The organism is Arthrobacter sp. 147(2020) (assembly GCF_013116715.1).
Taxonomy (GTDB): Bacteria; Actinomycetota; Actinomycetes; order Actinomycetales; family Micrococcaceae; genus Arthrobacter_D.
Window position 1 is genome coordinate 59,195 of sequence record NZ_JABFOM010000013.1, and the last position, 21,514, is coordinate 80,708.

The 21,514-nt window shown below is 65.0% G+C and carries 22 protein-coding genes; 6 read left to right on the forward strand and 16 right to left on the reverse strand.

Annotated features, from left to right (window positions below):
- Window positions 1–2: 2 nt before the first annotated feature.
- The 4 genes from HMI58_RS10505 (at window position 3) to HMI58_RS10520 (ending at window position 3,785) form a co-directional block, all read left to right on the forward strand.
- Window positions 3–953: a 3-hydroxyacyl-CoA dehydrogenase family protein gene (locus HMI58_RS10505; protein ID WP_171584485.1), complete on the forward strand. Its 951-nt coding sequence runs from the start codon at window positions 3–5 to the stop codon at window positions 951–953.
- A gap of 10 nt (window positions 954–963) precedes the next feature.
- Window positions 964–1,731 (forward strand): triose-phosphate isomerase family protein, encoded by a 768-nt coding sequence (locus HMI58_RS10510; RefSeq protein WP_171619620.1) that lies wholly within the window; start codon window positions 964–966, stop codon window positions 1,729–1,731.
- Between the two features lie 91 nt (window positions 1,732–1,822).
- Entirely contained in the window at window positions 1,823–3,229 is a 1,407-nt protein-coding gene (locus HMI58_RS10515) for a gluconate:H+ symporter (RefSeq protein ID WP_225668030.1), read from the forward strand.
- A 130-nt stretch (window positions 3,230–3,359) separates the two neighbouring features.
- Window positions 3,360–3,785: a nuclear transport factor 2 family protein gene (locus HMI58_RS10520; RefSeq protein ID WP_171619622.1), complete on the forward strand. Its 426-nt coding sequence runs from the start codon at window positions 3,360–3,362 to the stop codon at window positions 3,783–3,785.
- A gap of 13 nt (window positions 3,786–3,798) precedes the next feature.
- Here the strand turns inward: HMI58_RS10520 and HMI58_RS10525 are convergent, their stop codons facing one another.
- The 7 genes from HMI58_RS10525 to HMI58_RS10550 all read right to left on the reverse strand — a co-directional run bounded on the left by HMI58_RS10525 (window position 3,799) and on the right by HMI58_RS10550 (window position 9,192).
- Window positions 3,799–5,226 carry a bifunctional diguanylate cyclase/phosphodiesterase gene (locus tag HMI58_RS10525; RefSeq protein ID WP_171619624.1) on the reverse strand — a complete coding sequence of 476 codons (1,428 nt, stop codon included), beginning with the start codon at window positions 5,224–5,226 and terminating at the stop codon, window positions 3,799–3,801.
- A 577-nt stretch (window positions 5,227–5,803) separates the two neighbouring features.
- Window positions 5,804–6,442: a TetR/AcrR family transcriptional regulator C-terminal domain-containing protein gene (locus tag HMI58_RS10530; protein WP_171619626.1), complete on the reverse strand. Its 639-nt coding sequence runs from the start codon at window positions 6,440–6,442 to the stop codon at window positions 5,804–5,806.
- Window positions 6,443–6,467: 25 nt separating this feature from the next.
- Entirely contained in the window at window positions 6,468–7,148 is a 681-nt protein-coding gene (locus HMI58_RS14695; protein ID WP_225668031.1) for a zinc-binding dehydrogenase, read from the reverse strand.
- A 138-nt stretch (window positions 7,149–7,286) separates the two neighbouring features.
- Entirely contained in the window at window positions 7,287–7,562 is a 276-nt protein-coding gene (locus tag HMI58_RS14700) for an alcohol dehydrogenase catalytic domain-containing protein (protein ID WP_225668032.1), read from the reverse strand.
- Window positions 7,559–8,404, reverse strand: coding sequence for a cytosine permease (locus HMI58_RS10540; RefSeq protein ID WP_171619628.1), 846 nt, complete (start codon window positions 8,402–8,404; stop codon window positions 7,559–7,561). The genes HMI58_RS14700 and HMI58_RS10540 overlap by 4 nt, the downstream gene beginning before the upstream one ends.
- A gap of 9 nt (window positions 8,405–8,413) precedes the next feature.
- On the reverse strand, window positions 8,414–9,022 hold the full coding sequence (locus HMI58_RS10545; RefSeq protein ID WP_171619630.1) for a hypothetical protein: 609 nt from the start codon (window positions 9,020–9,022) through the stop codon (window positions 8,414–8,416).
- Window positions 9,019–9,192 (reverse strand): hypothetical protein, encoded by a 174-nt coding sequence (locus HMI58_RS10550; protein WP_171584477.1) that lies wholly within the window; start codon window positions 9,190–9,192, stop codon window positions 9,019–9,021. The genes HMI58_RS10545 and HMI58_RS10550 overlap by 4 nt, the downstream gene beginning before the upstream one ends.
- 115 nt (window positions 9,193–9,307) lie before the next feature.
- On the opposite strand from HMI58_RS10550, the gene HMI58_RS10555 reads away from it, so the two are divergent.
- Window positions 9,308–10,117: a nitrilase-related carbon-nitrogen hydrolase gene (locus HMI58_RS10555; protein WP_171619632.1), complete on the forward strand. Its 810-nt coding sequence runs from the start codon at window positions 9,308–9,310 to the stop codon at window positions 10,115–10,117.
- A 65-nt stretch (window positions 10,118–10,182) separates the two neighbouring features.
- On the opposite strand, the gene HMI58_RS10560 is transcribed toward HMI58_RS10555, so the two are convergent.
- The 9 genes from HMI58_RS10560 to HMI58_RS10600 form a co-directional block, all read right to left on the reverse strand.
- The gene (locus HMI58_RS10560; RefSeq protein ID WP_171619634.1) at window positions 10,183–11,223 is read right to left on the reverse strand and encodes a hypothetical protein; all 1,041 of its coding nucleotides are present in this window, start codon (window positions 11,221–11,223) and stop codon (window positions 10,183–10,185) included.
- Complete coding sequence (locus HMI58_RS10565; protein ID WP_171619636.1) at window positions 11,220–11,984, reverse strand: CPBP family intramembrane glutamic endopeptidase; 765 nt, start codon at window positions 11,982–11,984, stop codon at window positions 11,220–11,222. Before HMI58_RS10565 ends, HMI58_RS10560 begins: the two co-directional genes overlap by 4 nt.
- A 1-nt stretch (window position 11,985) precedes the next feature.
- Entirely contained in the window at window positions 11,986–13,773 is a 1,788-nt protein-coding gene (locus HMI58_RS10570; RefSeq protein ID WP_171619638.1) for a SagB/ThcOx family dehydrogenase, read from the reverse strand.
- A gap of 21 nt (window positions 13,774–13,794) precedes the next feature.
- Window positions 13,795–14,757 (reverse strand): hypothetical protein, encoded by a 963-nt coding sequence (locus HMI58_RS10575; protein ID WP_171619640.1) that lies wholly within the window; start codon window positions 14,755–14,757, stop codon window positions 13,795–13,797.
- Between the two features lie 43 nt (window positions 14,758–14,800).
- Window positions 14,801–15,211, reverse strand: coding sequence for a hypothetical protein (locus HMI58_RS10580; protein ID WP_171619642.1), 411 nt, complete (start codon window positions 15,209–15,211; stop codon window positions 14,801–14,803).
- A gap of 13 nt (window positions 15,212–15,224) precedes the next feature.
- Window positions 15,225–16,676 (reverse strand): YcaO-like family protein, encoded by a 1,452-nt coding sequence (locus tag HMI58_RS10585; protein ID WP_171619644.1) that lies wholly within the window; start codon window positions 16,674–16,676, stop codon window positions 15,225–15,227.
- A gap of 40 nt (window positions 16,677–16,716) precedes the next feature.
- Complete coding sequence (locus tag HMI58_RS10590; protein WP_205208087.1) at window positions 16,717–17,640, reverse strand: ABC transporter permease; 924 nt, start codon at window positions 17,638–17,640, stop codon at window positions 16,717–16,719.
- Entirely contained in the window at window positions 17,637–18,560 is a 924-nt protein-coding gene (locus HMI58_RS10595) for an ABC transporter ATP-binding protein (RefSeq protein ID WP_205208088.1), read from the reverse strand. The genes HMI58_RS10590 and HMI58_RS10595 overlap by 4 nt, the downstream gene beginning before the upstream one ends.
- Before the next feature lie 431 nt (window positions 18,561–18,991).
- Window positions 18,992–20,221 (reverse strand): cofactor assembly of complex C subunit B, encoded by a 1,230-nt coding sequence (locus tag HMI58_RS10600; protein WP_171619649.1) that lies wholly within the window; start codon window positions 20,219–20,221, stop codon window positions 18,992–18,994.
- A 442-nt stretch (window positions 20,222–20,663) separates the two neighbouring features.
- On the opposite strand from HMI58_RS10600, the gene HMI58_RS10605 reads away from it, so the two are divergent.
- Entirely contained in the window at window positions 20,664–21,398 is a 735-nt protein-coding gene (locus HMI58_RS10605) for a response regulator transcription factor (RefSeq protein ID WP_318779189.1), read from the forward strand.
- The last annotated feature ends 116 nt before the right edge of the window (window positions 21,399–21,514 follow it).

Genomic DNA, 21,514 nt, shown 5'->3' on the forward strand with positions numbered 1-21,514 from the left:
GCATGACACGCACAGTTGCAATTGTTGGATCCGGCTACATGGGCGGCGGCATCGCCCAGGTCCTGGCCCTGTCCGGCGCCCGGGTGGCCCTCTCGGACATCTCCGAGGAGGTCGCGCAGAAGAGCTACCAGCGTCTGATCACAGAGTCCCGCGACTTCGTCTCGGCCGGACTGTTCCCTGACGGCGCCACCGAGACCATTGAGAAGAACATCTTTGCCGCCGCCTCGGTGGAAGCCGCCGTCGCCGACGCCGACTTCATCGTCGAAGCCGTCCCCGAGGTCCTGGAGATCAAGAACGACATCCTCACCCGGATCAGCACCGCGGCGCCGGCCGACGCCATCATCGGCTCCAACACCTCGACAATTTCCATCGGCGAGATGGCCAAGTCGGTCACCAACCCGGAGCGTTTCCTCGGGGTGCACTTCTCCAACCCGTCACCGTTCATCCCGGGCGTCGAGATCATCCCCCACACCGGCACTTCCGACGCCGTCGTGGCCACCGCACAGGAAATTGTCCACGAGACCGGCAAGGAAACCGCAGTCGTCAAGGATGTCACCGGGTTTGTGTTGAACCGGCTCCAGTACGCGCTGTTCCACGAAGCCACCCAGCTGGTGGAAGAGGGAGTCGCCACGCCCGAGGACATCGACACCCTGGTCCGCACCACTTTCGGCTTCCGGCTGCCGTTCTTCGGGCCGTTCGCGATCGCCGACATGGCCGGTCTGGACGTCTACAACTTCTGCTACAAGTCGCTGCAGACTGACTTCCCGGAGCGGTTCGCCACCCCGAAGGTGCTGTCCGACCTGGTGGACGCCGGCAAGCTCGGCACCAAGACCGGCGCCGGCTTCCTCAACGTGCCCGCCGACCGGACCCCCGAGCTGATCGCGTACCGCAACAAGGCGTACGTCGCGATGCAGCAGCTGATGAAGGACCTCGGTCCTGCACCACTGAACTGAGCCGGCACCCATGACCGCTCCACGCCCCCAGTACATCGGGGTCAGCACCAAAATGTACCTCGGCTACCAGCAGAGCCTTGACTGGATGGACGGGATCCGCGCCGAGGTACTGGCGCGCCCCGCGCTGGCGGGATCGGTCCACACGTTCGTGGCGCCGTCGTTCCCGGTTCTGGAGAGTGCCCAGCGCATCTTCTCCGGGACCGGGGTGCGTGTCGGTGCACAGAACTGCAGCACCGCCGACGGCGCGCTGACCGGTGAGGTCAGTGCGGGACTCCTGGCCGAGCTCGGCGTGAGCCTGGTGGAGCTGGGACACGCGGAACGCCGTCGGCTGTTCGGCGAGGACGATGCGGTGACCAGGCTGAAAGTGGCCGCCGCCGTCGACGCCGGACTCACACCCCTGCTGTGCATCGGCGAAGCGGAGCGGACCAGCGCGTCGGACGCAGCTGACTTCTGCCGGGCCCAAGTGGACGCAGTGCTCGGGAACGCGGCGATTGACGACGTCGTGCTCGCGTACGAGCCCGTGTGGGCGATCGGCGCCGCTGAACCCGCCCCGGCGGACTACGTGAACGACGTCGTCACCGGGCTGCGCGCCCAGCTGGGCTCCGGCCGCGACGGCCAGGGCGCGACGATCATCTACGGCGGCAGTGCCGGTCCCGGCCTGCTGCCCCGGCTCGACGCCGTGGACGGCCTGTTCCTGGGCCGGTTCGCACACGAGCCACGAAACTTTGGTCTGGTGCTCGATGAAGCACTGGCCAGAACGGACGCCCGGACCTCCTAACCAGGCACCACCATCTAACGACCGGCAGCTCCCGCATCGTGCGGAAGCCGTCTACCCAAGCACCAACGTAGTTGCGAAGAGGAGTTTTGACATGCCCTTAATACCCATGACAACCCAGGCGGTGACCAGCGGGTTACCGATCCCCGCCCTCCTGGGCATCGCGGTGGCATCCATCGTGGTGCTCCTGTTCCTGATCATCAAGGTGCGGATGCACGCCTTCTTCGCGCTGATCATCGTCAGCCTCATCACCGCGGTGGTGGCGGGCGTGTCCGCCGACGAGCTCCTGGCCACTCTGGTGGGGCCGTTCGGCACCACTCTGGGCAACATTGCGCTCCTCGTGGGCTTCGGCGCCGTCCTGGGCCGCATCGTTGAAACCTCAGGTGGCGCCAAGGTCCTCGCGGACAGCCTGCTGAAGCGATTCGGCGAAAAGCGCGCTCCCTTGGCCCTCTCGGTCGCGTCGCTGCTCTTCGGCTTCCCCATCTTCCTTGATGCCGGTTTCATTGTGATGCTGCCGATCATCTACACCGTTGCACGGCGCCTGGGCGGCGGACTGCTGCTGTACGCGCTGCCCGCAACCGGCGCGTTCCTGATGATGCACGCCCTGGTTCCGCCCCACCCGGGCCCCGTTGCCGCCTCCGGAATTCTGGGCGCCGACGTCGGCCTGGTCCTGATGGTAGCCCTGCTCGTGGGTCTTCCCACCTGGTATGTGGCCGGCTACCGTCTGGCCCTGGTTCTCGCCCGGCAGCACCCCGATATGCCGGTACCCAATCTCCTGGGCGAGCCTCCCAAGGACAACCCCAACCCGCCGAAGTTCGGCACCGTCCTGTTGGTGCTGCTGCTTCCGCTGGTCCTGATCTTCATGAACACGGGACTGAACACCCTGGGCACCGCTGGCGCCCTGCCGGAAGACGCGCTGTGGGTGAACGTCCTGGTGTTCATCGGAAACACGCCGATTGCCCTGCTGATCTCCACCCTGCTGGCCATGTACCTGCTGGTGATCCGCCGCCGTACCGAGAAGCTGGGCGGCGCGCTGGAGAATCTGGTCGATGACGCGCTGGCACCCGTCTGCTCGATCATCCTCATCACCGGTGCGGGCGGCATGTTCGGCGGCGTCCTGACCGCTACCGGCATCGGCGGCGCGATGGCTGACGGGCTCGACGCGATCGGGCTGCCGCTCATCCTCGCCGGGTTCCTGATTGCCGTCATCATGCGGGTCGCCCAGGGTTCGGCGACCGTTGCCGGCACCACCGCCGCCGGCCTGATGGCACCTGCCGTCGCCGCCTCGGGCGAAACCAGCCCGCTGGCCCTCGCTTGCCTGGTCGTGGCGATTGTTGCCGGAGCCATCACGTTCTCCCACGTCAACGACTCCGGGTTCTGGCTGGTGAGCCGGTTCCTCGGCATGACCACCAAGCAGGCCCTGATGACCTGGTCGGTCATCGCGACAGCCATCGGATTCATGGCCTTCGGCCTGGTCTGGATCCTGTACCTGTTCGTCTGACCCGACCGGGTGTGCGCGGGGCGTCCACCGAAACACCACGCCAGGAGCGGCCTCCCAGTGGGGGCCGCTCCTGGAGGTTAACCTGTGCTTTCCGTTCCGCTCCTGCTGCGGATGTGCCACACTCGCTCCCATGAATTCACTGACGGTTGATCAATTCACGGAGCGCTACGCAGCGGCGGTATTCGCCAAGGATGTCGATGCACTGCTCGGCCTGTACGACGACGGCGTACGGCTGTTCGACCTGTGGGGCGTGTGGAGTTACGAGGGTGCTCCCGCGTGGCGGCAGGCGGTCGCTGACTGGTTCGCGTCTCTGGGCGCCCAGCGGGTGGGCGTCGGCTTCGACGATGTCAGCATCATCGGGGGTGACGACCTCGCGATGGTGAACGCCATCATCACCTACCGGGACCTCAGCCCCGACGGCGCTGAGGAAGGGTCAATGCAGAACCGGCTCACGTGGGTGCTCAAGAACACCGACGATAGGTGGAAGATCATCCACGAACACACGTCGGCTCCGGTGGACTTCGACACCTCGACGGTGATGCTGCACCGCGGGTAATGCTGCGGCGTAACTAGCCGGTGAGCTGCTGCCGGGACAGGATCTGGTTGTCGGGACGCGGAACGAACCAGGGCTCCAGATCAACTGCAGTCATGGGCCGGGTGTAGAAGTAACCCTGAGCCAGGTCGCAGCCGAGCTCCAGCAGGGCTTCCAACTGGTCGGCCGTTTCGACGCCCTCGGCCACTGCAGACATGTTCGTGGCGTGGGCAAGCTGGATGCAGGAGGTCACGATCGCGTGGTCCTTGGTATCCGAGGTGAGACCGGCGATGAACGAGCGGTCAATCTTGAGCTCATCGATGGGGAAGCGCCGCAGGTAGACCAGGCTGGAGTGGCCGGTGCCGAAGTCATCAATGGACAACCTGACGCCCAACGCGCTGAGCATATTGAGGGTTCGGAGCGCACTTTCTGGGTCAACCGTCAGCGCCGTCTCGGTGATCTCAAGAGTGAGCAGTCCTGCGGCCACCTTGTGGCGTTCCAGGGCCGAGGTGACGATGTCCGCCAGATGGGGGTCGTTCAACTGGATGGCCGAGATGTTCACTGACATGCGTACCGTCGCCCGGCCGGGTGAGGAGCGGTGCCAGTCAGCCTGCTGCGCCACTGCGGCGTTGATGACCCACGCGCCCAGCGGCAGGATAAGCCCTGACTCCTCAGCGAAATCGATGAAGGCTGCCGGGTCAAGCAGTCCCCGGTCCGGATGATCCCAGCGGACCAGTGCTTCGAAACCGCTCATCTGCCCGTTGGCCAGGTCGATTTGGGGCTGGTAGAAGAGCAGCAGCTCGTCGTCGTCAATTGCCTGCCGCAGTTCACTTCGGCGCCTGAGCCGACCATCCGTTGGATCCTTGGTGCTGGCAAGTTCAACTTCGAACCGGTTGCGGCCAAGCTTCTTCGCCCGGTTCACCGCTGTGGTGGCCCTGCCCAGCACGCCGTCGGCGGTATCGCCGGGGCCAGCCATCGCGAAGCCGATACTGGCCGAAAGATCGAGCGTGGAGTCGCCGATGATCATTGGCGCGTTCAGTGCGGCGAGCAGCGAGGCCGCCACCTGACACGCCGCCGCCGTGTCGGCATAGGTGTCGACTACTGCGAACTCGTCACCATCGAGACGCGCGACAACCGCAGTGTTGCTCACAGTTGAACCGAGCCGCCATGCCGCGATGCGGAGCACCTCGTCGCCGGCAGCGACGCCCAGGCCCTCATTGACCGCCATGAAGTGGTCAATATCGAGAATCAGGACACCCACCGACGACTGGTTAGCGCTACTTTCCGCGAGCAGGACCCACAGATCGGAAAGGAATCCGGGCCGGTTGACCAGCCCGGTCAGGGGGTCGTGGCTCATCAGGTGGGCCAGTCCGGCCTCGGCCGCAGCCCGGGTGGGCTGGTCACTGATACCACGACGGACGTCCTCGAGGGCAAGCACATAAGACCGGGCACTGTGCCCGGCCATGAAGTCGGTGTATTCCTGGGTGGACTGAGTGTCCGAAGAAAAGGCGGGGGATGAATCACTTGCGGGGTCGAGCATGTGGGCAATTCGCTTTCGGATGAATCGGTGGAAGTCTGAAGTCCCGCGCGTCCGATTTCTTCGAACAGCGAGGTGCTTCCACGGCGAGAGTGCCGGAACGACCGGGGCATACGGATGAATCTTGGACGACAGTTCAGGCCAGGATGTCGCTAAGTGCAGGGTGACCTGCTCTGTGAAACCGGCTGACGAAAAATCGAAGCCGACAAAGAAGAGTAGTGAATGAGAGACCAACATGTGGGGTGTCAGAGGTTCGCACAGACCCGCCCAGCCCGACCGATATGCTTAATCAGTGTTGTTGTTCTTCACGTTTGACACCTTCGCGCCGGTTTTTCCATTGTAACCCCGCCTAGATGCGAAGGCGCCTTACTTTGAAGAACCTGCGCCAAACCTGCGCGGGACGCCGCCGAACTCCCAGAAGGAGAAACCCCTCCATGACGATCACATCCCTGCTGTCGGCACCCATTGGGTTCGGGCAAGTGAGAGCGCCGATGAGTCGCCCGATCTAACTCTTCGGCGGGGAGGGGTGAGTGGTCAACTGGCGGTCCAGTTCGGCGATGGCCGCGTCAAGACCAAGCGTGAAGGCCCTGTCCTGTCGCCGGGCACCGGTTTGAGCCGCCAGCGCCCGGGACAGGGAGGGATAGTCGGTCTCCGACGGCTCCCACGGCGGTTCGGGGGATCCCGCGTCGATCGCTGAGCCGAGAACCAGCAGATCGATGAGGGAAAGAGCGTCCAGGAGCCGGTCGTCCCGGAATCCTGCCGACTCAAGGATCTGCGCCAACGTTTCGTAGATCTCGAGGGTGGGCGCGTCGTCGACCGATTCACCCACGAGGGCCGGAATAGCCATCGGGTGAAGCCCGAGCGCGTAACGGTAGTTGATCGCCCAGCGGCGCGTCTGCTCCTGCCAGCTGCCATCCCCCGGCGGGAAATCCCCACGGTCATGGGCGTCCTGACTGATGAGGGAACGGATCCCCTCGATAATCTCGGTCCGTCCTCCCTTCACATGGTGGTAAAGGGAGGACGGACTCACGCCCAGCCGTTTGGCGAGTTGCGGGATGGAAAATTCCTGCCGCTCGTCGAACCGTTCAAGGGCCGCCCGGAAAATTTTGCCAGGCGTGAGGATCTGGGTAGTTGGCCTGGCCATGGAGTTCCTTAGTGGTTGCGGAGAGCTAAAACACTATGACACTGCGGGCCCGCTCGCCACGGCGCATCGCCTCGAAGGCCTCGTTGACATCATCGAGGCGGATCCGATCCGAGATCAGCTCATCCACCGGAAGTTTGCCCGCCAAGTATAGCGCGGCCAACCGCGGAAAGTCCCGGCCGGGAACTGTTGAACCGTAGTTGGATCCGACGATCCTGATCCCGCCCTCGGCCAGTGCCAGCCCATCGAAGTTGATGGTCTGGTCGGCCGGTGGCAGGCCCACGAGGACTGCGGTGCCGCCGCGCACCAACAGGCCCGGCAACGACTCGATGGTGTCCTTGCGTCCGATCGCCTCGAACGCGTAATCAGCTCCACCCCCGGTGATGCTCCGGATCTGCTCCTGGCTGTCAGGCCCGGAGATCACTGAGTGCGTGGCCCCAAAGCGCCGGGCTATTGCCAGCTTTTCCTCACTGAGGTCGACGGCAATGATCGGGTACGCTCCCACCAGATTCAGGCCCATGATGATCGACAATCCCACTCCGCCGGTCCCGACGACGACGGCCGACCTGCCCGGCGCGACCATCGCATCGTTGACGACTGCCCCCACACCGGTAGACACCGAGCAGCCGAGGAGTGAGGCAACATCAAACGGCACGTCCGACGGTATCTTCACAGCCGCTGATTCGGGGACCACCGTGTATTCGCTCATGGACCCGACCGCAAGGTAGGGGTACACGGGTGTTCCGTTCTCCGACAGTGGCGTGCTGCCATCCGGGAGGACGCATTCCTCGGAGCGGCTTCCGGTACAGACGAAGGCCCGGCCGGAAAGGCAGGCAGTGCAGCGCCGTCAGGGGTAGAACCAACTGAGGACCACATGGTCCCCGACTGCCACGTCCTCGACACCCTCGCCGATCGCCTCCACCACTCCCGCGCCCTCGTGGCCCATTACCGTGGGGGAAGGCATCTCCCACTCGCCGTCGAGCACATGTCGATCGGAACCGCACACCCCTGAGGCTCCCAGCCGGATCAGGACGCTCCCTGGCCCGGGCGCAGCGACCTCGACCTGCGTGATCTCCAACGAAGGTCCGCCGCGGTGCACTGCAGCGCGTGAACTGATGCTCATGAACGTGGCTCTTTCTGCTTGTGGGATGCGGCCAGCTGGAATCCGCCGACGCCGCGATTCCTGTACAGCACCACGGCCAGAATCCAGTACACGATCCCGCCGAGAACGGCGGCGGGCAGGGAAGCGGAGATGATGTTGAAGATTGGCTGGGTTGCAAGCGTGACGGGGTTGTAGATCCACAGGTAGAACGCGGCGCCGGCAAGCACGGCCGCGATCCCCGCCCAGTTGACCCCGCCCGGCAGGTGATAGGCGCTCCGGTCTCCCGGTGCGTATAGCTCGGACAGATCGATGTGCTGCTTACGCAAAATGAAATAGTCAACAATAATCGCACCGCACATGGAGGCGAGGAATGCACCGCTGAGCGTGACAAACAGGACAAAACGCTCGTACATAAATTGCGGGAAGAAGGCCAGCAGTGCGGGCAATACGAAGAACCCTGCGCACAGCCATTTCCAGTGCAGGCCTGTGAGCAGCTCGCCACTGGATTGGCGCAGGGCAAGGACTGTTGAGTAGACGATCGAGGACATGCTGGTGATGTTGGCGAAGCAGATAAACAGCAGGATGAAGGCTCCGAGCAGCGGACCGCCGAAGGGGATCATCCAGACTGTGGGATCGGAGTCCCCCAGGGTGAGGGCCGCGCCCATCCCAACAATCTGCGCGAGCAGGGTGGCGATCAGCAGTCCCCCGTAGGCAGGCCAGATGGCGGCCCTGGGCGACGTGGTCATGCGCGCCAAAGAGCCCATCACCGGATACCAGGACACACCCACCGCAACGTTGAATTCGACGGCGATCATGAAGTTCAGCTGTGGGTCATCGAAGGGTGCGAGCGGTCCGGCATCCAACAGGTCAGCCTATGAGGTATTGACCACCAGGAAGACCATCAGGAGGGCGGTAATCACCAGAAGCCCGGGGGCGATGAATTTGTTGAGGCGGCCAATCGTGATGGGGCCACGGGAGAGGATGTACCAGGCGATGGCCAGGGCCACCAGCGCTCCCGCGGTAACCATCAGCCCGTATTCGTCGAACTCCATCCCGGTAGCCACCCCGGCGACCTGGGTCGTTGCCCGGCCCACCATGATGCCCAGCAGCGAGGACCATCCCATCTCGGTGATCAACACGACGGTGAAGACCAGCGCCGCAACGCCCGCCACTCCGAAGACCGGCCGGAGGATCGTGTACTGTTCGACGCCGTACCGTTGGCTGGCTACCGTGCTGGCGAGCACCATGAAGCACAGCCCGATCGCGTTGCCGATGATCATCGCCGCAATACCCTGCTGGAAACCCACGAATGACGCGGTCGCCCCGCCCACCAGGAAGGCCCAGGTGGCGATCGCCAGGGCAACGTTCACCCAGCTGAAGTCCAGTGCGCTCCAGACCCGCTCGGATTTCAGCAGGGGAAGGGATCCAAAGGTGTTGGCATTCTCGATTTCTTCGGTTGCGGTGTCCTTGGGCCGGTTCACAGGACCATCACCAGCACGCCGAGCAGGCTGATCAGAACGGTGGCGCCGACATACATGACCAGGTCGGCGCGGCTGAGCGCACGCCGCGCCGGATCGGCTCCCTCGACCGTCCTGATTTCCTCGATGCGACGATGTAATTCCTGCTGTACCTGGGCGGAATCTCTAGCCACGACGGTCTCCTTACCAACTAATCGAATATGTTTCGGTTTCCAGGTTCATAAGAGACCCAAAGGCATCGAAGTGTCAATAGAATTGGCGAAAGCTTTTCTATATGAAGGAGGCATCGTGGTTCGGATCGGCGTCTGGCAAGCTACCGGAACGGTAGGCAGCATTGAACAGAATCTGGCGCGGTTGGATCAGATGGCCACCCGGGCCGCCCGGGAGGGGATCGACGTTGTCGTCACCCCGGAGCTGTTCGCCACCGGTTATGCACCAGCGAAAATTCACACCCTGGATGGCGGTGAGGTGCGCCGGGGGCTGGCAGCTATTGCCCAGCGTCACGGGATAGCTATCGTCGGGTCCAGCGTTGATGAGGCTGACGGCCTGCGGTACATCAGTGCTTCCTTTTTTGACCCCGCCGGTACGGAGCTGTCGCGTTACCGGAAATCTCATCTGTTCGGGGAGGAAGAGAAGTCGGTCTTCCTGCCGGGGTCCGAGCCAGCCGAGGTGTTCCACTACGCAGGCCTTCGCCTGGCCTTGGGCATCTGTTACGACATCGAATTTCCGGAGTTTGCCCGGGCAGCTGCGGTACGCGGCGCCGACGCGCTCCTGATTCCGACTGCGGTGCCACACACGGGCGATGTGGACGGTTTCCCCTCCCAGCAGACGTACAACGCCGAGCGGATCTCAACGATCATGGTGCCGTGTCGGGCGCTGGAGAACGGCATCTATATTGCCTACGCCAACCACACTCCGCCGGATTTCACCGGTCTCAGCTGCATTGTTGGACCGCACGGAAACCTCATCGCGCAGGCGGACCAGGACGAGGAACTGCTGGTCGCCGAGCTAAGCCAAGACGAAGTGCAACGGGCCCGCCGCATCAACACCTACCTTCCCGATCTGGGCTACGACGTCCCCGCTTCCGCCGAAGCGTGAGCTCTGGCGGGTCGGGCGCCGGTGAGTCGCCCGATCTAACCCTTCGGCGGGGAGGGGTAGCGCCGTCAGTCAGGCGGCCCGAAGAGGGCAGCGCCCAGCAGCTGTGGATCGACGATGCCGGCGTGCCGCAGGATGCTGCACTCCTCCCGCCAGGAATAGCCCGGGAGCGAGGTCAGCTGGGGTGACCGGGTGGCGGGAATCAGCGGCCCGGGCAGCTGGCCCACCGTTGTGAGCAGGTTGGCCCAGCCGTCCTCGGCCCGGACCGCGTCGTCCCGGGTGGGTTCGATCAGGCCCGCGTGCTGGCGCAACTGCCGTTTGCCGACCAGGTACCCGCCAGGCCGTTTCATCTGCCGCACGTACGCGGCGTGGGGAAGGACCGGCTCAAGTTCCTCCAGGAATGGCGCCTCCAGCGCCTCCCGCAGGAACACCGAGCGCCGTAGCGCCAAGAGCTCGGTGCCCACTGTGACACCGCGGTCGTGCAACTCCTGGCCCCGGCCGACGCCGGGCGATGCGTCGTCGGCCCAGCGGTGCAGAATCCCGACCGCTCCCTCGTCGCCTTCACGGAGCAGGTCAGCCACCGAGGGGATGTGGTCGCCGGGGAGCAGGTCCTCGGTTCCGTGCCAGGGGCCGCGGTAGCACACCCGCTGTCCCCGGGCGTGGGCGGCCGTGAGGATGTCATGTACCGCCGCCGTGCTGCTGACCCGCACGTTGACCCATCCGGTGTGATGCGCCACCGCGGTGTCGACTGCTGCCGCTATCGATGCCGGATCGCCCACCCAGTAGTCCCGTTCCGACCGGGGTGAAGCGTCAACCAGTGTGGGTCCCCCGCCGGTGATCCGGGGAAGGGGCCGCTCGCCGGGGTCCCGGCGTGCGACCAGTCCGCGCAGCAGCGCAAGTTCCTCCCAGGTGGAACTCTCGATGCGGACCCCTGTCAGCCCATGCTCAGCCCAGAAGCCGAGAATGGCAACGGTCGCCCGTTCCAGCGGGTCGGTGAGGGAATTCCGGTACCCCCCGATTCCCACCGAGGCGTCGATGGCGAGCGGTGTTGTGGCGTGGGCACCCGGCACCATTCCGCCGTGCTCGCGGGTGCCGTGAAGGGGATTCATTCGACTGTCTCCTTGATTCTGGCTGGACGGCCGGGCTTCCGGCTGACGAACTGGCGGCGGACCCAACTTTGGTAGAGCAGGTGGATCGGAGCCGACACAAACAACGCGCCGGCCGCCCAGGCCCCGCAGCCCAGGACGACGCCGAAGAGCAACTTCCCCAGCACCGAGGCCAGGCCGAACCCGATGTGGTTCACCGCGTACAGTGCCGCGGGCACCACAATGGCCACCCAGACCGGGAACCCCAGCAGCACCAGCACCACGGGCATGGCGACACGGAACAGCGACTCCTCCCCGGCGACGGCCAGCAGCGACACCGACCAGTAGCGTCCCGGCCGGGCAGCGGTCCGGCCGACCTCGCTCATCGTCTCGGCCCGCTCCGGGAGATTCAACGCCAACAGTTCGGCGGGCAGCGCGCCGCTGCGTGGCTTCTTCATGCGGTTGACCCACCGCAGGATCAGCGACTCGGCGCGGAACGCTGCGCGGGCAGCCAACCCACAGGCCACCAGCACACCGGCGGTCACCCAGGGATTGGCTGCGGCCCCTCCCAGAGTCCAGGCGACCGCGAGGGAGGTACCGCCGGCGCCACTAATCAGGGCCACGTCGGAGAGCAGCAGCCAGGCGCCCACCAGACTCGCCAATCCCAGCGTCACCGGCGCTGCCACCACAATGTGGCGGCGCCACGCCGGCCGGATGCTGCAGGCCGCCACGCTCAGGGCAACCGCAACAAAGACCCCCAGTGCAACCGCCAGCACCTGGCTCATCTCAACCGCCGTGACTCAACCTGTTGGGGCGCCCGACGGCCATCAGCGCTGCAACGAACGCGTCCTGGCCCTCGTAGCCGAGAATCCGGTTCAACACCTCATCGAAGTAGCCGGCCACGGCACAGGAGCCGAGCCCGAGCGCCGCCGCCACCAGTCCCAGGTTCTGCATAAGCGCACCCTGGTCCAGGTGGGAGATCCGGTACCCGCGGGTCTTGTACTTCCAGTTCACCTTCTTCTGGTCGTTCACCAGAGCCAGCACCACCGGAGCGTAGAACAGCCACTCCGATTCGAAGGTGGCGGTCACCAGGGACAGGCGCAGATCTCCCCTGAGGCGTGGGACCAGCGCGTGCCCCACCTTGTCGTAGCCGTAGTACCCCGGGACAACGCCCTCGACCCGGCTGATGATCAGCCCGAGTTCGTTACTGTCCAGGCCGCCGATGCTCGGGTAGGGGAACTTGGGCATGCCCCGGACCCCGTAACCGTCCTCCGTCCCGGTGCTCCCTGCCGCGAGACGGAGCAGCCCGGCCAGTTCGTCGAGTTCCATGGGGATGTTTTCGTAACTGCGGACCGAGCGGCGCAGTTGCAGTGCTTCGGCCAGGGTTGCCTCCGGGACGTCGGACACCTCGGGCAGCGGGATCCCGGCCCCGTCCGGCCGCGTGAAATGCACCAGCTCATCAGGTAGTTGGGTGCTGCCCTGCTCAGCGGTGAAGAATTCCTGCACCGAGCGTTCGAAGATCCGGTGAGTCACCCGCTGCAGCGTCGCCGGCAGACCCAGCTCGAGTACGTCGGCTGTCGCCGCGAGCGCCTCGTTTACCGCCATCCGGTCACTTGCCGTGAGCCCGTCGAACTGCGCGGCCACCTCCAACGCCTCGGCGCTTCGTCCAGCCACCGGACCCGGCTGATGCGAGCCCGGAACCGCGCCCGTCTCCGGGTCCGCCTTTGCCTCAGCCGCTACTGGAGAAGGGGTCGGAGGGGAGGCCGGCACTGATGCTGCTGGTGCGGGTGCGGACGGCGGCGGGCCGGGCTGCGGTGCCGCTGCCAGGTTCAGGACGGCCACCAGGGACCGCTCCACACCGTCGCACCCCAGCACCTGGTTCGCTGTCGCGTCGATGAAGTTCTCGATGATCCGCACGCCGATCGCGACGGCGGGGTGGGCTCCAGCAGCGAAGATCGCCCCGGTGAGCACCCCGGCGGTTAGCCCGACGCTGCGCACCGCCCGGTCCCCGGAGAGGTACGAGGATCGGGCCAGGTGCCCCACCACGAAGATCAGTCCGTCGCTGGCCCGCAGATCCTGGTCCGGAACCGCTGCCTGCAGTTTGCTCTGGTGGGCACTCTCCCAGCTCTTCTCAAGCAGGAATCCGGGCGCCCCGGGCACGCACCGCCACAGCGCTCCGTCGATCAGCACCAGCACGTCCAGCGCGTACAGGGAATCTACCACCGCGGGGTTGCTCCACATCGGGCTGAGCAGTTGCTGAAGTCGTGCCGGTAGTTCGCTGGCGTGCAGCGTCCACCGGGTCTCCTGCTCATGGAGCCTGTTGAACGCGTTGAGCGTGGTCTCGAAGTAGAACTTCCGCACCGTGGACCGGGTGTCGTCGTCGGGCAGGCGGGTGTAGCTGGCCAGCGTGTGCTGGGAGTTCAGCTGGTACGACTCGGCCAGGGAACCGGCGACGGATCCCACCCGGCTGGTCGTTGAGTCGATGGTGTCGGGGTCAAGCTCGGTCACGGTGGTCGGCGGGATGAGGGTTTGCTCCAGCATGCGGCGCAGCTGGTCATCCGGGCGTGTGGTCATGGTGTGCTCCTCGGACTTCGGTTAGAGGAAGGGGTGGCGGAGGTCGTCGCGGCTGGCGATGTCACGCGGGGTGCGCGCCAGGCGAATGACACGGTCACGGATGATGTGCAGGCGCTCCACGTCGATCCTGAGCACGTGGTTCTCCAGGAAACTGCCCTTCCCGGTCAGGTGCTGGAGCGCCGCGAAGGAGGCATAGGACGCGGCCAGATCGGCTACCGCGAGCGGCACCTGCGCTGTCGCGGGTATCGACGGTGCGGCGGTCTTCATGAACTGGTAGTCCATCCGCATGGTGCGGCCGGCCTCGTCCATGGTGTCCAGGTCGTAGTAGCTCACGGTGATTCCCGGCACGAAGGTGGGGCCCACCATCGCTTCCCCGCCGTCCACATAGACCAGCTGCCAGGGGGTGCCGGTCTCCATCGCGGCCTCATCCGCGTCGTAGAACAGCCCGGGATTGAGCGTGTCGGATGCCACCACCACCAGGTCGCTGGACTCGAACGACCCGGCCAGCTCACCCACCACCGGTACCTCGGCCGCGAGCAGGTCACCGAGCTGGCGGGCTATCGCCTCGGCCACCCTGCCTTCGCCGAGCACGACGACGACGGCGGGCGGCGGAGCCTTGTCGACTCCCATCCCCGCCACCAGGTATCCGTAGTCGCGGGCAGCCTCAGTGATCAGCGCCTTCCCGTCCAGCAGATGCCGGGTGAACTCGGCCGCCGTCTGCGGATCCAGCCCACTGGCCGTCGCTGCCTCTTCGGCAGTGACGGGTGAGGAGAAAGCCTCAGTGAAGTTGGCGAGCTGCCGCCGATTCTTCGTGTCTTCAATCCGGTGAGTGCTGCTCGACCGCGATCCGTGGCGGACGAATACCTCGTTGTCTGAACATCGAATGATGGCCACCGCCGGGTTGATGATCAGTCGGGGCGCATCGGCGTCCGTCGGGATGCCTGCGGAGTCCTGCGGGGTTTCGGTGGAGATGGTGTCAGTCATGGCTGCTCCTTGGTGGACTTAGATAGGGCCTTAGCTGTTGGGTTTAGCGGGTGGAGGCGGTTGGGGCGGAGAAGATGCCGGACCGGATGGCCAGCAGCGTGAAGATGAGCGCGCCGACGCTGGTTGCCACGATGGCTGCAGCCCACCACGGGTATTCGGTCAGGAGCAGGGCACCGCCAATAGCCGAGTAGAGGCAATAGGCACCGGTGGAGACCACGCCGAACCAGGACCGTAGGGCCAGGAACACGATGCTTGAGCCGAGGAAGGCGAGGGTGAGGAACAGGCCCGGGCCAACCGCCGTCGGCGGCACCACACCGGCGATTCCTTCGGGGTTGAGGAGTCCGATCACGATCAGTGGAGCCTTCAGGCCCAGTGCGACAATGGCCGCCACGAGCCAGACCGGGGTGACGGCGCGGGGTGTGGTTTCGGTGAGGCCATGCTGGGTGGTTTCCATGGGGTGTCCTTCCTTAGGGGTAGGGCAGGGGGTCGGTGGGCATGTCAGCCAGGGTCCAGTCGGTGGACTGGAGACCGAGCTTCGTCCGGAGGTGGCGGTAACGGGAGTGGCCGAGCATGGGCAGATTCGGCGGGAAGGCGGGAACCACCTCGGGGACGAAGACCTTCCGCAGCCGGACCTTGTCGAACCCTTCAGGGGTCAGATCGAAGGCGATGGGTGTCAGCCCGTGGCGGGAGAAGAGGTCGAGGATGGCCTGGTACTCGTTGGCGGGCTTCTCCACCGGAAGCTCGGACAGCAGGACCGTCGGCTGGTCGGGTGCCCTGAAGTACCAGTCGAGCTTCGGCTGGTTCTCCTGGTAGCCGTAGTAGGGGACCACCTGAATGAAGTTCTTGAAATCCTGGGGCTTGGCGTCCCGGTTGATGCCGAACATCCGGCTAAAGCCCATCGCGAGTTCCCATTCGGCGGCCAGCAGCGGTGTGCGCACCATCCGCTCGGCCTGGACCACTTCGCTGAGGGCGCTGCGCACCGCCTGATCGATGGTCAGCCCCACGCCGCCGCCGGCCATGTAGGCGTTTTCCTTCAGGCCCTCATCCCAGGTGATTGCGGTGACGACGTAGATGCCCTCAAGGTCGAGCTGGTGCAGGTAGAAATCCATGGTGACGCCGGCACGTTCGGCGTCCGCGAGCCAGCTGTTGATCCGGGGGTCGTTGAAGGTCCGGTCCACGGTCAGTTTGGTCAACGGGACCTTGCAGAACCAGGAGAGGTTCACGGCGTCTCGTTCGAGGACCTCCAGCAGGCCGTGGCTGAGCGCTTCCTCGTCGTTGACATGGGTGGCCAGGCCACCGGAGCTGGACGCCCCAATGCGGGCCTCCCCCGGTTCGGAAATATAGAACAGGTGCACCAGTTGGGCTGGCACCCAGTGGTCCTTCCCGGTCAGGAGGTTGGTTCCGCGGTGCCAGGCCAGCGATGTGTCCCAGGTCCATCGTTCGCACCTGAACCCTTCGGCGCTGAGCTGTTCCTCGGTGAACAGGCTGTAGTCCTCCGGGCTGACGAACGTCAGGCCCCGGTCCTGCATCTGGGCTGCTGTCGCCACCACCTTGTCCTCGGGTCCCAGTTGGGTCATTGAGGAGAAGGAACCGAGCATGCGTTCAATCGCTTCGCCGAGGGAGGACGCCACCGAGTCGAACAGGGTGAGGCCCTTGCCACCGCCGTAGATGTCGCGGTCCAGCCCGGCATTCAGGGCGCCGAGGCCCAGCATCCGGCGGAAGGTGTGGTCCAGCGAGAAAGGGCTGGCTGATCCCTGGAACCCGCCGGTGCCGAGGCCCGAACGAAAGGTCGTCAACACGTTGCGGATTTGTCCGAAGGGGCTGTAGACGGCGAGCATGTCCTGCAGCGCGGCGTCGCGTTCGTGGCTTTGCGCGACGGGGGCCCACGGAATTTCGTGGTTGTAGACGGTGTGCTTCATGATGCCTCCTGGCTGGTTGGTGGGTGCTAGGGAAGTGGGTTCAGGCGCGTTTCCAGAAGCGCAGCCCGAGCAGGACACTTCCCACCGTGAGTGGCAGCACCGCCCAGAGGCGCAGCCACTGGGTGCTGGTGACCTCGAGCCCGGCGTACACACCGGTCATGACGTCGAACCACTGCTTCAGGGGGTTCCACTCGAGGATGTCCTGCAGCAGTTGGGGCAGGCCGTCGACCGGCGCTGCAGCACCGGATCCGAAGAACATGACGAAGAAGACGACGGCGCTCAGTGCCTGGATGGTGCGCGATCCCACGGGAAGGGTACCCAGCAGGAAGCCCAGCGCACTGAGCCAGGCGATCAGGCCCAGCGCCAGAACGATGAAACGCCAGTTGCCGGCGGCGGGCAGCAGTCCGTGCTGTGCCGCGATGATTCCGGTGATGACGGCGCACGCCGCGACCACAAGGGTGAGCATCGACAGCAGCGTGGCGGACGCGAACAGCCAGCCGGGCAGCGGGAGGACCCGGTAGCGCCGGATCACTGACCGCATGCGCAGTTCCGACAGGTAGATGGGCAGCCCCATCAGGAGCAGGTTCGCTGCCACCGTTCCCACCAGTGCCGGGAACATCACGTCGATGAACCGCGCGCCATTGGGCAACATCTCGCTCGCGTAGGGGATGCCGATGAAGACATAGATCACCAGGGGGAAGGCCAGCGAGAAGAAGACTGCGACGGGTTCACGGAGCAGCAGCGTCAGTTCCTGCCGGAGCCAGGCCCAGAGCATCCGACCGGCGGGGGCCCGCTGGGCGGTGATGCCGCGCGGTCCGGGCGTTCCCAGCCCATCGGTATCACCGGGACGGTGGCCGGTGGTGGCATTGGGGCTGTCTCCGGGACGGGTGCCATCCACGGGAGGAGTGCTGTTGTCTGCGGCGGGACCACTCGGGGTGGGCCGGTCGGTGAGTTTGCGGGTCATGACGGTCCTTGAGCTGGGGAAGCTGTTGAGGTGAGGTAAGCCGCGTAGGCGTAGACGTCTTCAAGGCGGATGGGGCCGCTGAGCAGGTCCGAATAGGTAAGCCCACCGGCCGAGCGTTCCAGGTCAATATCCTGCGCGAGCCGTTCGAGGTGCTGCCGCTCGCCGACCACGCTGATGTTCTCCCCCTGGCGAAGGGGGTGTTCGCCGCGGTCCCTGAAGAAGTGCGAGGTCCGGTCGCCGGCCTCGGTCAGCCGGATGCGCCAGGCGCCGCCGGCGGAGGCCAGTACCTCCGGCACCGTGCCGTCCAGAAGCAGCTTTCCCCGGTGCAGCAGCAGCAGGCGGTCGGCGAAGGCTTCGGCCTCGGTCAGGTCGTGGGTGGATGCTAGCACCGCCGTCCCACGGGAGCGGAGGCTGCGGAGGAACTCCCACAGCTCGGCGCGGGCCATCGGATCCAGTCCGCTGGAGGGTTCGTCGAGGATCAGCAGTTGCGGCCGTCCGACGCAGGCGAGGGCGATGTCCAGCCGGCGCTGCCAGCCTCCGGAAAGGCGGTCCACCATCTGGTTCATCCGGTCAGTCAGGCCCAGCTGGCGCAGGATGGAATCCACCGGCCCCGGATCCTGGTACAGGGCTGAAACGGACCTCACGGCTTCCTTGACCTTGAGCCGTTGCGGCAGTCCGCCTTCCTGCAGCTGGACCCCGATGTCGTACCGGTGAAGACCACCGGGGACCACCTTCTTGCCATTGATGACCACGGTGCCGGAGTCCGCCGCTCGAAGGCCTGAGAGAATTTCCATCGCCGTCGTCTTGCCGGAGCCGTTGGCGCCGACCAGGACCACGATGCTGCCCGGGCTGATACTCAGGTTGAGGTCATCCAGGGCTGGGCGATCAATCCCCGGATAGCGTTTCGATACGTTTGTCATAGTCGCGATAGTCATGAGGTAACCGTTCCTCGTAGTGTGCGGGTGGGTGTTTGGTGTGGGTGGTGCCGCCCTCTGAACGTCCGGCACCACCCACACCACCTGCCTGGTGGGTTCCTAGAAAATGGATGCCCAACACCAGCAGCAGCAGGAGCAGCACCACCCGCCGGGGGCCACTGCGTTCTCGCCGGTGAAGTGCTTTTCTTCAGTGCGTCCAAGAGTTGAGAGCATGTTGTTCACCTCCTTTTGGAAGGTTTACGGACCATCACCGACACCTCCGGCAAAGCACCGGGTGCGTCGGCCCGTCCGACCTTCATGGCTCATCCTCGCAACGGGGAACACCAGGGGGTATCGGTCAAACGTGTTGACCTTGTACGACTAAAGGAGCACGCCAAAAAGCGCGGAACGTGGGCTACGGCCTCGCGTGGCCGGGCTCAGGCGTGGGGAAGGGAGGCCCTCACGGTCCAGCCGTCGGCGTCGGGACCCACGAAGAGGGTGCCCCCGAACAGGGTGGCCCTTTCCTTCATGCCGACCAGCCCAATACCGGAGCCGGGAAGGCTCATGGGGCGCGCATCCCGTGGTGGGGTGTTGCTGACCACGAGCACCACGCCGTCCTCGCCCTCGGTAATGGAGATGGACACGGAGGTGGAGGTGCCGGCGTGCTTGAGGATGTTGGTGGTGGATTCCTGAGTGATCCTGATCAACGCCAGTTCGATGCTGCGGGGTAACTGCAACTGCTCGGGGACGTCGCAGGTGACAGCGATCCCCATCGACCGCATCGTTCCGACGACCTTCTGGAGCTGACCTTCCAGGGTCACGGCCGGGTCGTCCGCCTCGGATCGCGCGGCATCCCAGTCCGGGCCGTGAAGCACCTGGAGCATCCGTCGAAGGTCCACGAGGGTCTGCCGGGCGGCGTCGCCAATGACGTCCTGCGATTCCCTGCGTTCAGCGTCGGTCACGGTGCCGTTGAGGACCCGTGCGTGCATGGCGACAATGGTCAGGCCATGAGCGACGACGTCGTGCAGCTCCCGGGCGATGCGTTGCCGTTCGGCGCAGATGGCCTCCTGCTCATGCTCCTCGCGCTGCTGGAGGTCGAGTTGATGCCGCTCGGCCCTCGCTGCCGCCCGACGGAAGTAGAGGCCGGTGGTGCACCCGATGGCGAAAAGCAGGATGTAGGCGATCAGGAAGGGCACTTCGCGTGGGACCGCGACTGCGACCAACAGGCACCACACACCAAAGACTGCGAGGTAACTGACCAAGAACCGTTGGACGGCGGTCGCGGCGACGAAACCGCCGATAATGCTGAAGGCCAGGGCCGCGTAGGTGGTGTTGCCGGTGGCGATGCAAATGAACCCGGCAGGGATGAAGACCGCAGCGCTGAAGGTGGACCGCCACACAAGAAGGCACACACCCAGGGTTGACCAGATCAGGGTGGGGAGTGCGGCAGAGGTGAGCGACGACTGTTCCTGAGTGATAAGGAACAGGTCCGAGGCTGAGGAGAGCAGAGCCGCAAGGATAACGAAGACCTTGACGAAGGAGGGGATGGGCCGTGCATCCCAAAATTTCTCGGGCAGCGCCACTACCGTTCCGGGGGTCCGGTCACGGCCAACGACACGTTCCACGGACTGTCGGACGGGGCGTGGACGCGCATCCGAGAGTTTCATTCACCTATTATGACCACGACACCCCCGGCTTGAGGGGCTATTCCCGCCCCTTATTTATGCCGGGCGGACAAGAAGCAGGACTTTTGAATCGGAATCAACACCAGTCAACGAAACGACACAGGTAGCGGCGCATACTGTCGCCGAGCCCATCGGGTGACGCCGACTCCGGTACGTCCTGTGCCTGGTGAGTGGCTGGAGACACCGTGGGGGCGAGTTCCGGCGTTCCGGACGAGGTGCTCACCGAAACAAGTGACAGAGCAAGAGCAAGAGCTGCAGTTTTCATGGTTCCCCCTGGCAGATACTGTGATGCTGCACGCGGTAGCAGTGCAACCACCTTGATCATTGGCTTTTCGCCGGAGGAACGGCAGACGTCTATCGTCGCTGAATACTTCCTACTTTTGTCGCATACTGCCCGGACGGTGACGACGTTAGACTGACGATTGTGGAAGAAATCCGGGTTCTCGTGGTGGACGATCAACCGCTCATGGGGCGGGCACTGAAGATGTTCGTCAACGCGGCCACCGGCATGACCACCGTGGGCGAGGCAACCGACGGAAATATTGCCGTGCAGCAGTGCGCCTCCCTCAAACCCGATGTGGTCCTCATGGACATGCAGATGCCTGTCATGAATGGGGTGGAGGCCACCCGGAGAATCATCGAAACCTCCCCCGGGGTGCGGGTGATCGCGGTGACGACCTTTTCCTCCGAGCGGTATCTGGTACCCGCGCTCAGGGCCGGCGCCTCCGGTTATCTGGTGAAGGATGCCGAACCCGAGGAGATCATCGACGCAATCAGGGCCGTGCACGACGGCGGCTGCGTCCTCTCCCGCAACGTCACCGAAGCGCTGATCTCCTCGATCCGCGACGCGCCGGAGATTCCCGAGGAGCTCCCGCCATCCTCCCCGTCGTCGGTCGAAGCGTTGACTCCCCGGGAGACGAGGATTGTCCAGCTGCTCGGGCAGGGCATGTCCAACGCCGAGACTGCCCGCGAATTGCACCTCGCAGAAGCCACCGTCAAGACCCATCTGGGTCGCATCATGGCGAAGTGGAAAGTGCGGGATCGGGTGCAGGTGGTGATCTTCGCGGCGAAGAACGGGGTCATCCAGTTGAATAGCGGCACTCCCGGTCAGCCCGGCATCCATCAACCCAGCATCCATCCCTCGCGGAACCCCCACTAACCTGCCGGGCGATCGCATCCTCCTGCCCTGGGGTGTGCAGCTGTGGCGGGTTGCCTGGATAACTCGTGCAGCTCTGGCGGGTTGTCCGGCTTTCCACCCGCCACAATTGCACATTC

What these genes read in the sequence shown, in the direction of transcription:
- HMI58_RS10505 (WP_171584485.1), top strand. Translation starts at nt 3, where the DNA reads ATGACACGCACAGTTGCAATTGTTGGATCCGGCTACATGGGCGGCGGC.
- HMI58_RS10510 (WP_171619620.1), top strand. Translation starts at nt 964, where the DNA reads ATGACCGCTCCACGCCCCCAGTACATCGGGGTCAGCACCAAAATGTAC.
- HMI58_RS10515 (WP_225668030.1), top strand. Translation starts at nt 1,823, where the DNA reads ATGCCCTTAATACCCATGACAACCCAGGCGGTGACCAGCGGGTTACCG.
- HMI58_RS10520 (WP_171619622.1), top strand. Translation starts at nt 3,360, where the DNA reads ATGAATTCACTGACGGTTGATCAATTCACGGAGCGCTACGCAGCGGCG.
- HMI58_RS10525 (WP_171619624.1), bottom strand. Translation starts at nt 5,226, where the DNA reads ATGGCCGGGCACAGTGCCCGGTCTTATGTGCTTGCCCTCGAGGACGTC.
- HMI58_RS10530 (WP_171619626.1), bottom strand. Translation starts at nt 6,442, where the DNA reads ATGGCCAGGCCAACTACCCAGATCCTCACGCCTGGCAAAATTTTCCGG.
- HMI58_RS14695 (WP_225668031.1), bottom strand. Translation starts at nt 7,148, where the DNA reads ATGAGCGAATACACGGTGGTCCCCGAATCAGCGGCTGTGAAGATACCG.
- HMI58_RS14700 (WP_225668032.1), bottom strand. Translation starts at nt 7,562, where the DNA reads ATGAGCATCAGTTCACGCGCTGCAGTGCACCGCGGCGGACCTTCGTTG.
- HMI58_RS10560 (WP_171619634.1), bottom strand. Translation starts at nt 11,223, where the DNA reads ATGAATCCCCTTCACGGCACCCGCGAGCACGGCGGAATGGTGCCGGGT.
- HMI58_RS10565 (WP_171619636.1), bottom strand. Translation starts at nt 11,984, where the DNA reads ATGAGCCAGGTGCTGGCGGTTGCACTGGGGGTCTTTGTTGCGGTTGCC.
- HMI58_RS10570 (WP_171619638.1), bottom strand. Translation starts at nt 13,773, where the DNA reads ATGACCACACGCCCGGATGACCAGCTGCGCCGCATGCTGGAGCAAACC.
- HMI58_RS10575 (WP_171619640.1), bottom strand. Translation starts at nt 14,757, where the DNA reads ATGACTGACACCATCTCCACCGAAACCCCGCAGGACTCCGCAGGCATC.
- HMI58_RS10580 (WP_171619642.1), bottom strand. Translation starts at nt 15,211, where the DNA reads ATGGAAACCACCCAGCATGGCCTCACCGAAACCACACCCCGCGCCGTC.
- HMI58_RS10585 (WP_171619644.1), bottom strand. Translation starts at nt 16,676, where the DNA reads ATGAAGCACACCGTCTACAACCACGAAATTCCGTGGGCCCCCGTCGCG.
- HMI58_RS10590 (WP_205208087.1), bottom strand. Translation starts at nt 17,640, where the DNA reads ATGACCCGCAAACTCACCGACCGGCCCACCCCGAGTGGTCCCGCCGCA.
- HMI58_RS10595 (WP_205208088.1), bottom strand. Translation starts at nt 18,560, where the DNA reads ATGACAAACGTATCGAAACGCTATCCGGGGATTGATCGCCCAGCCCTG.
- HMI58_RS10600 (WP_171619649.1), bottom strand. Translation starts at nt 20,221, where the DNA reads ATGAAACTCTCGGATGCGCGTCCACGCCCCGTCCGACAGTCCGTGGAA.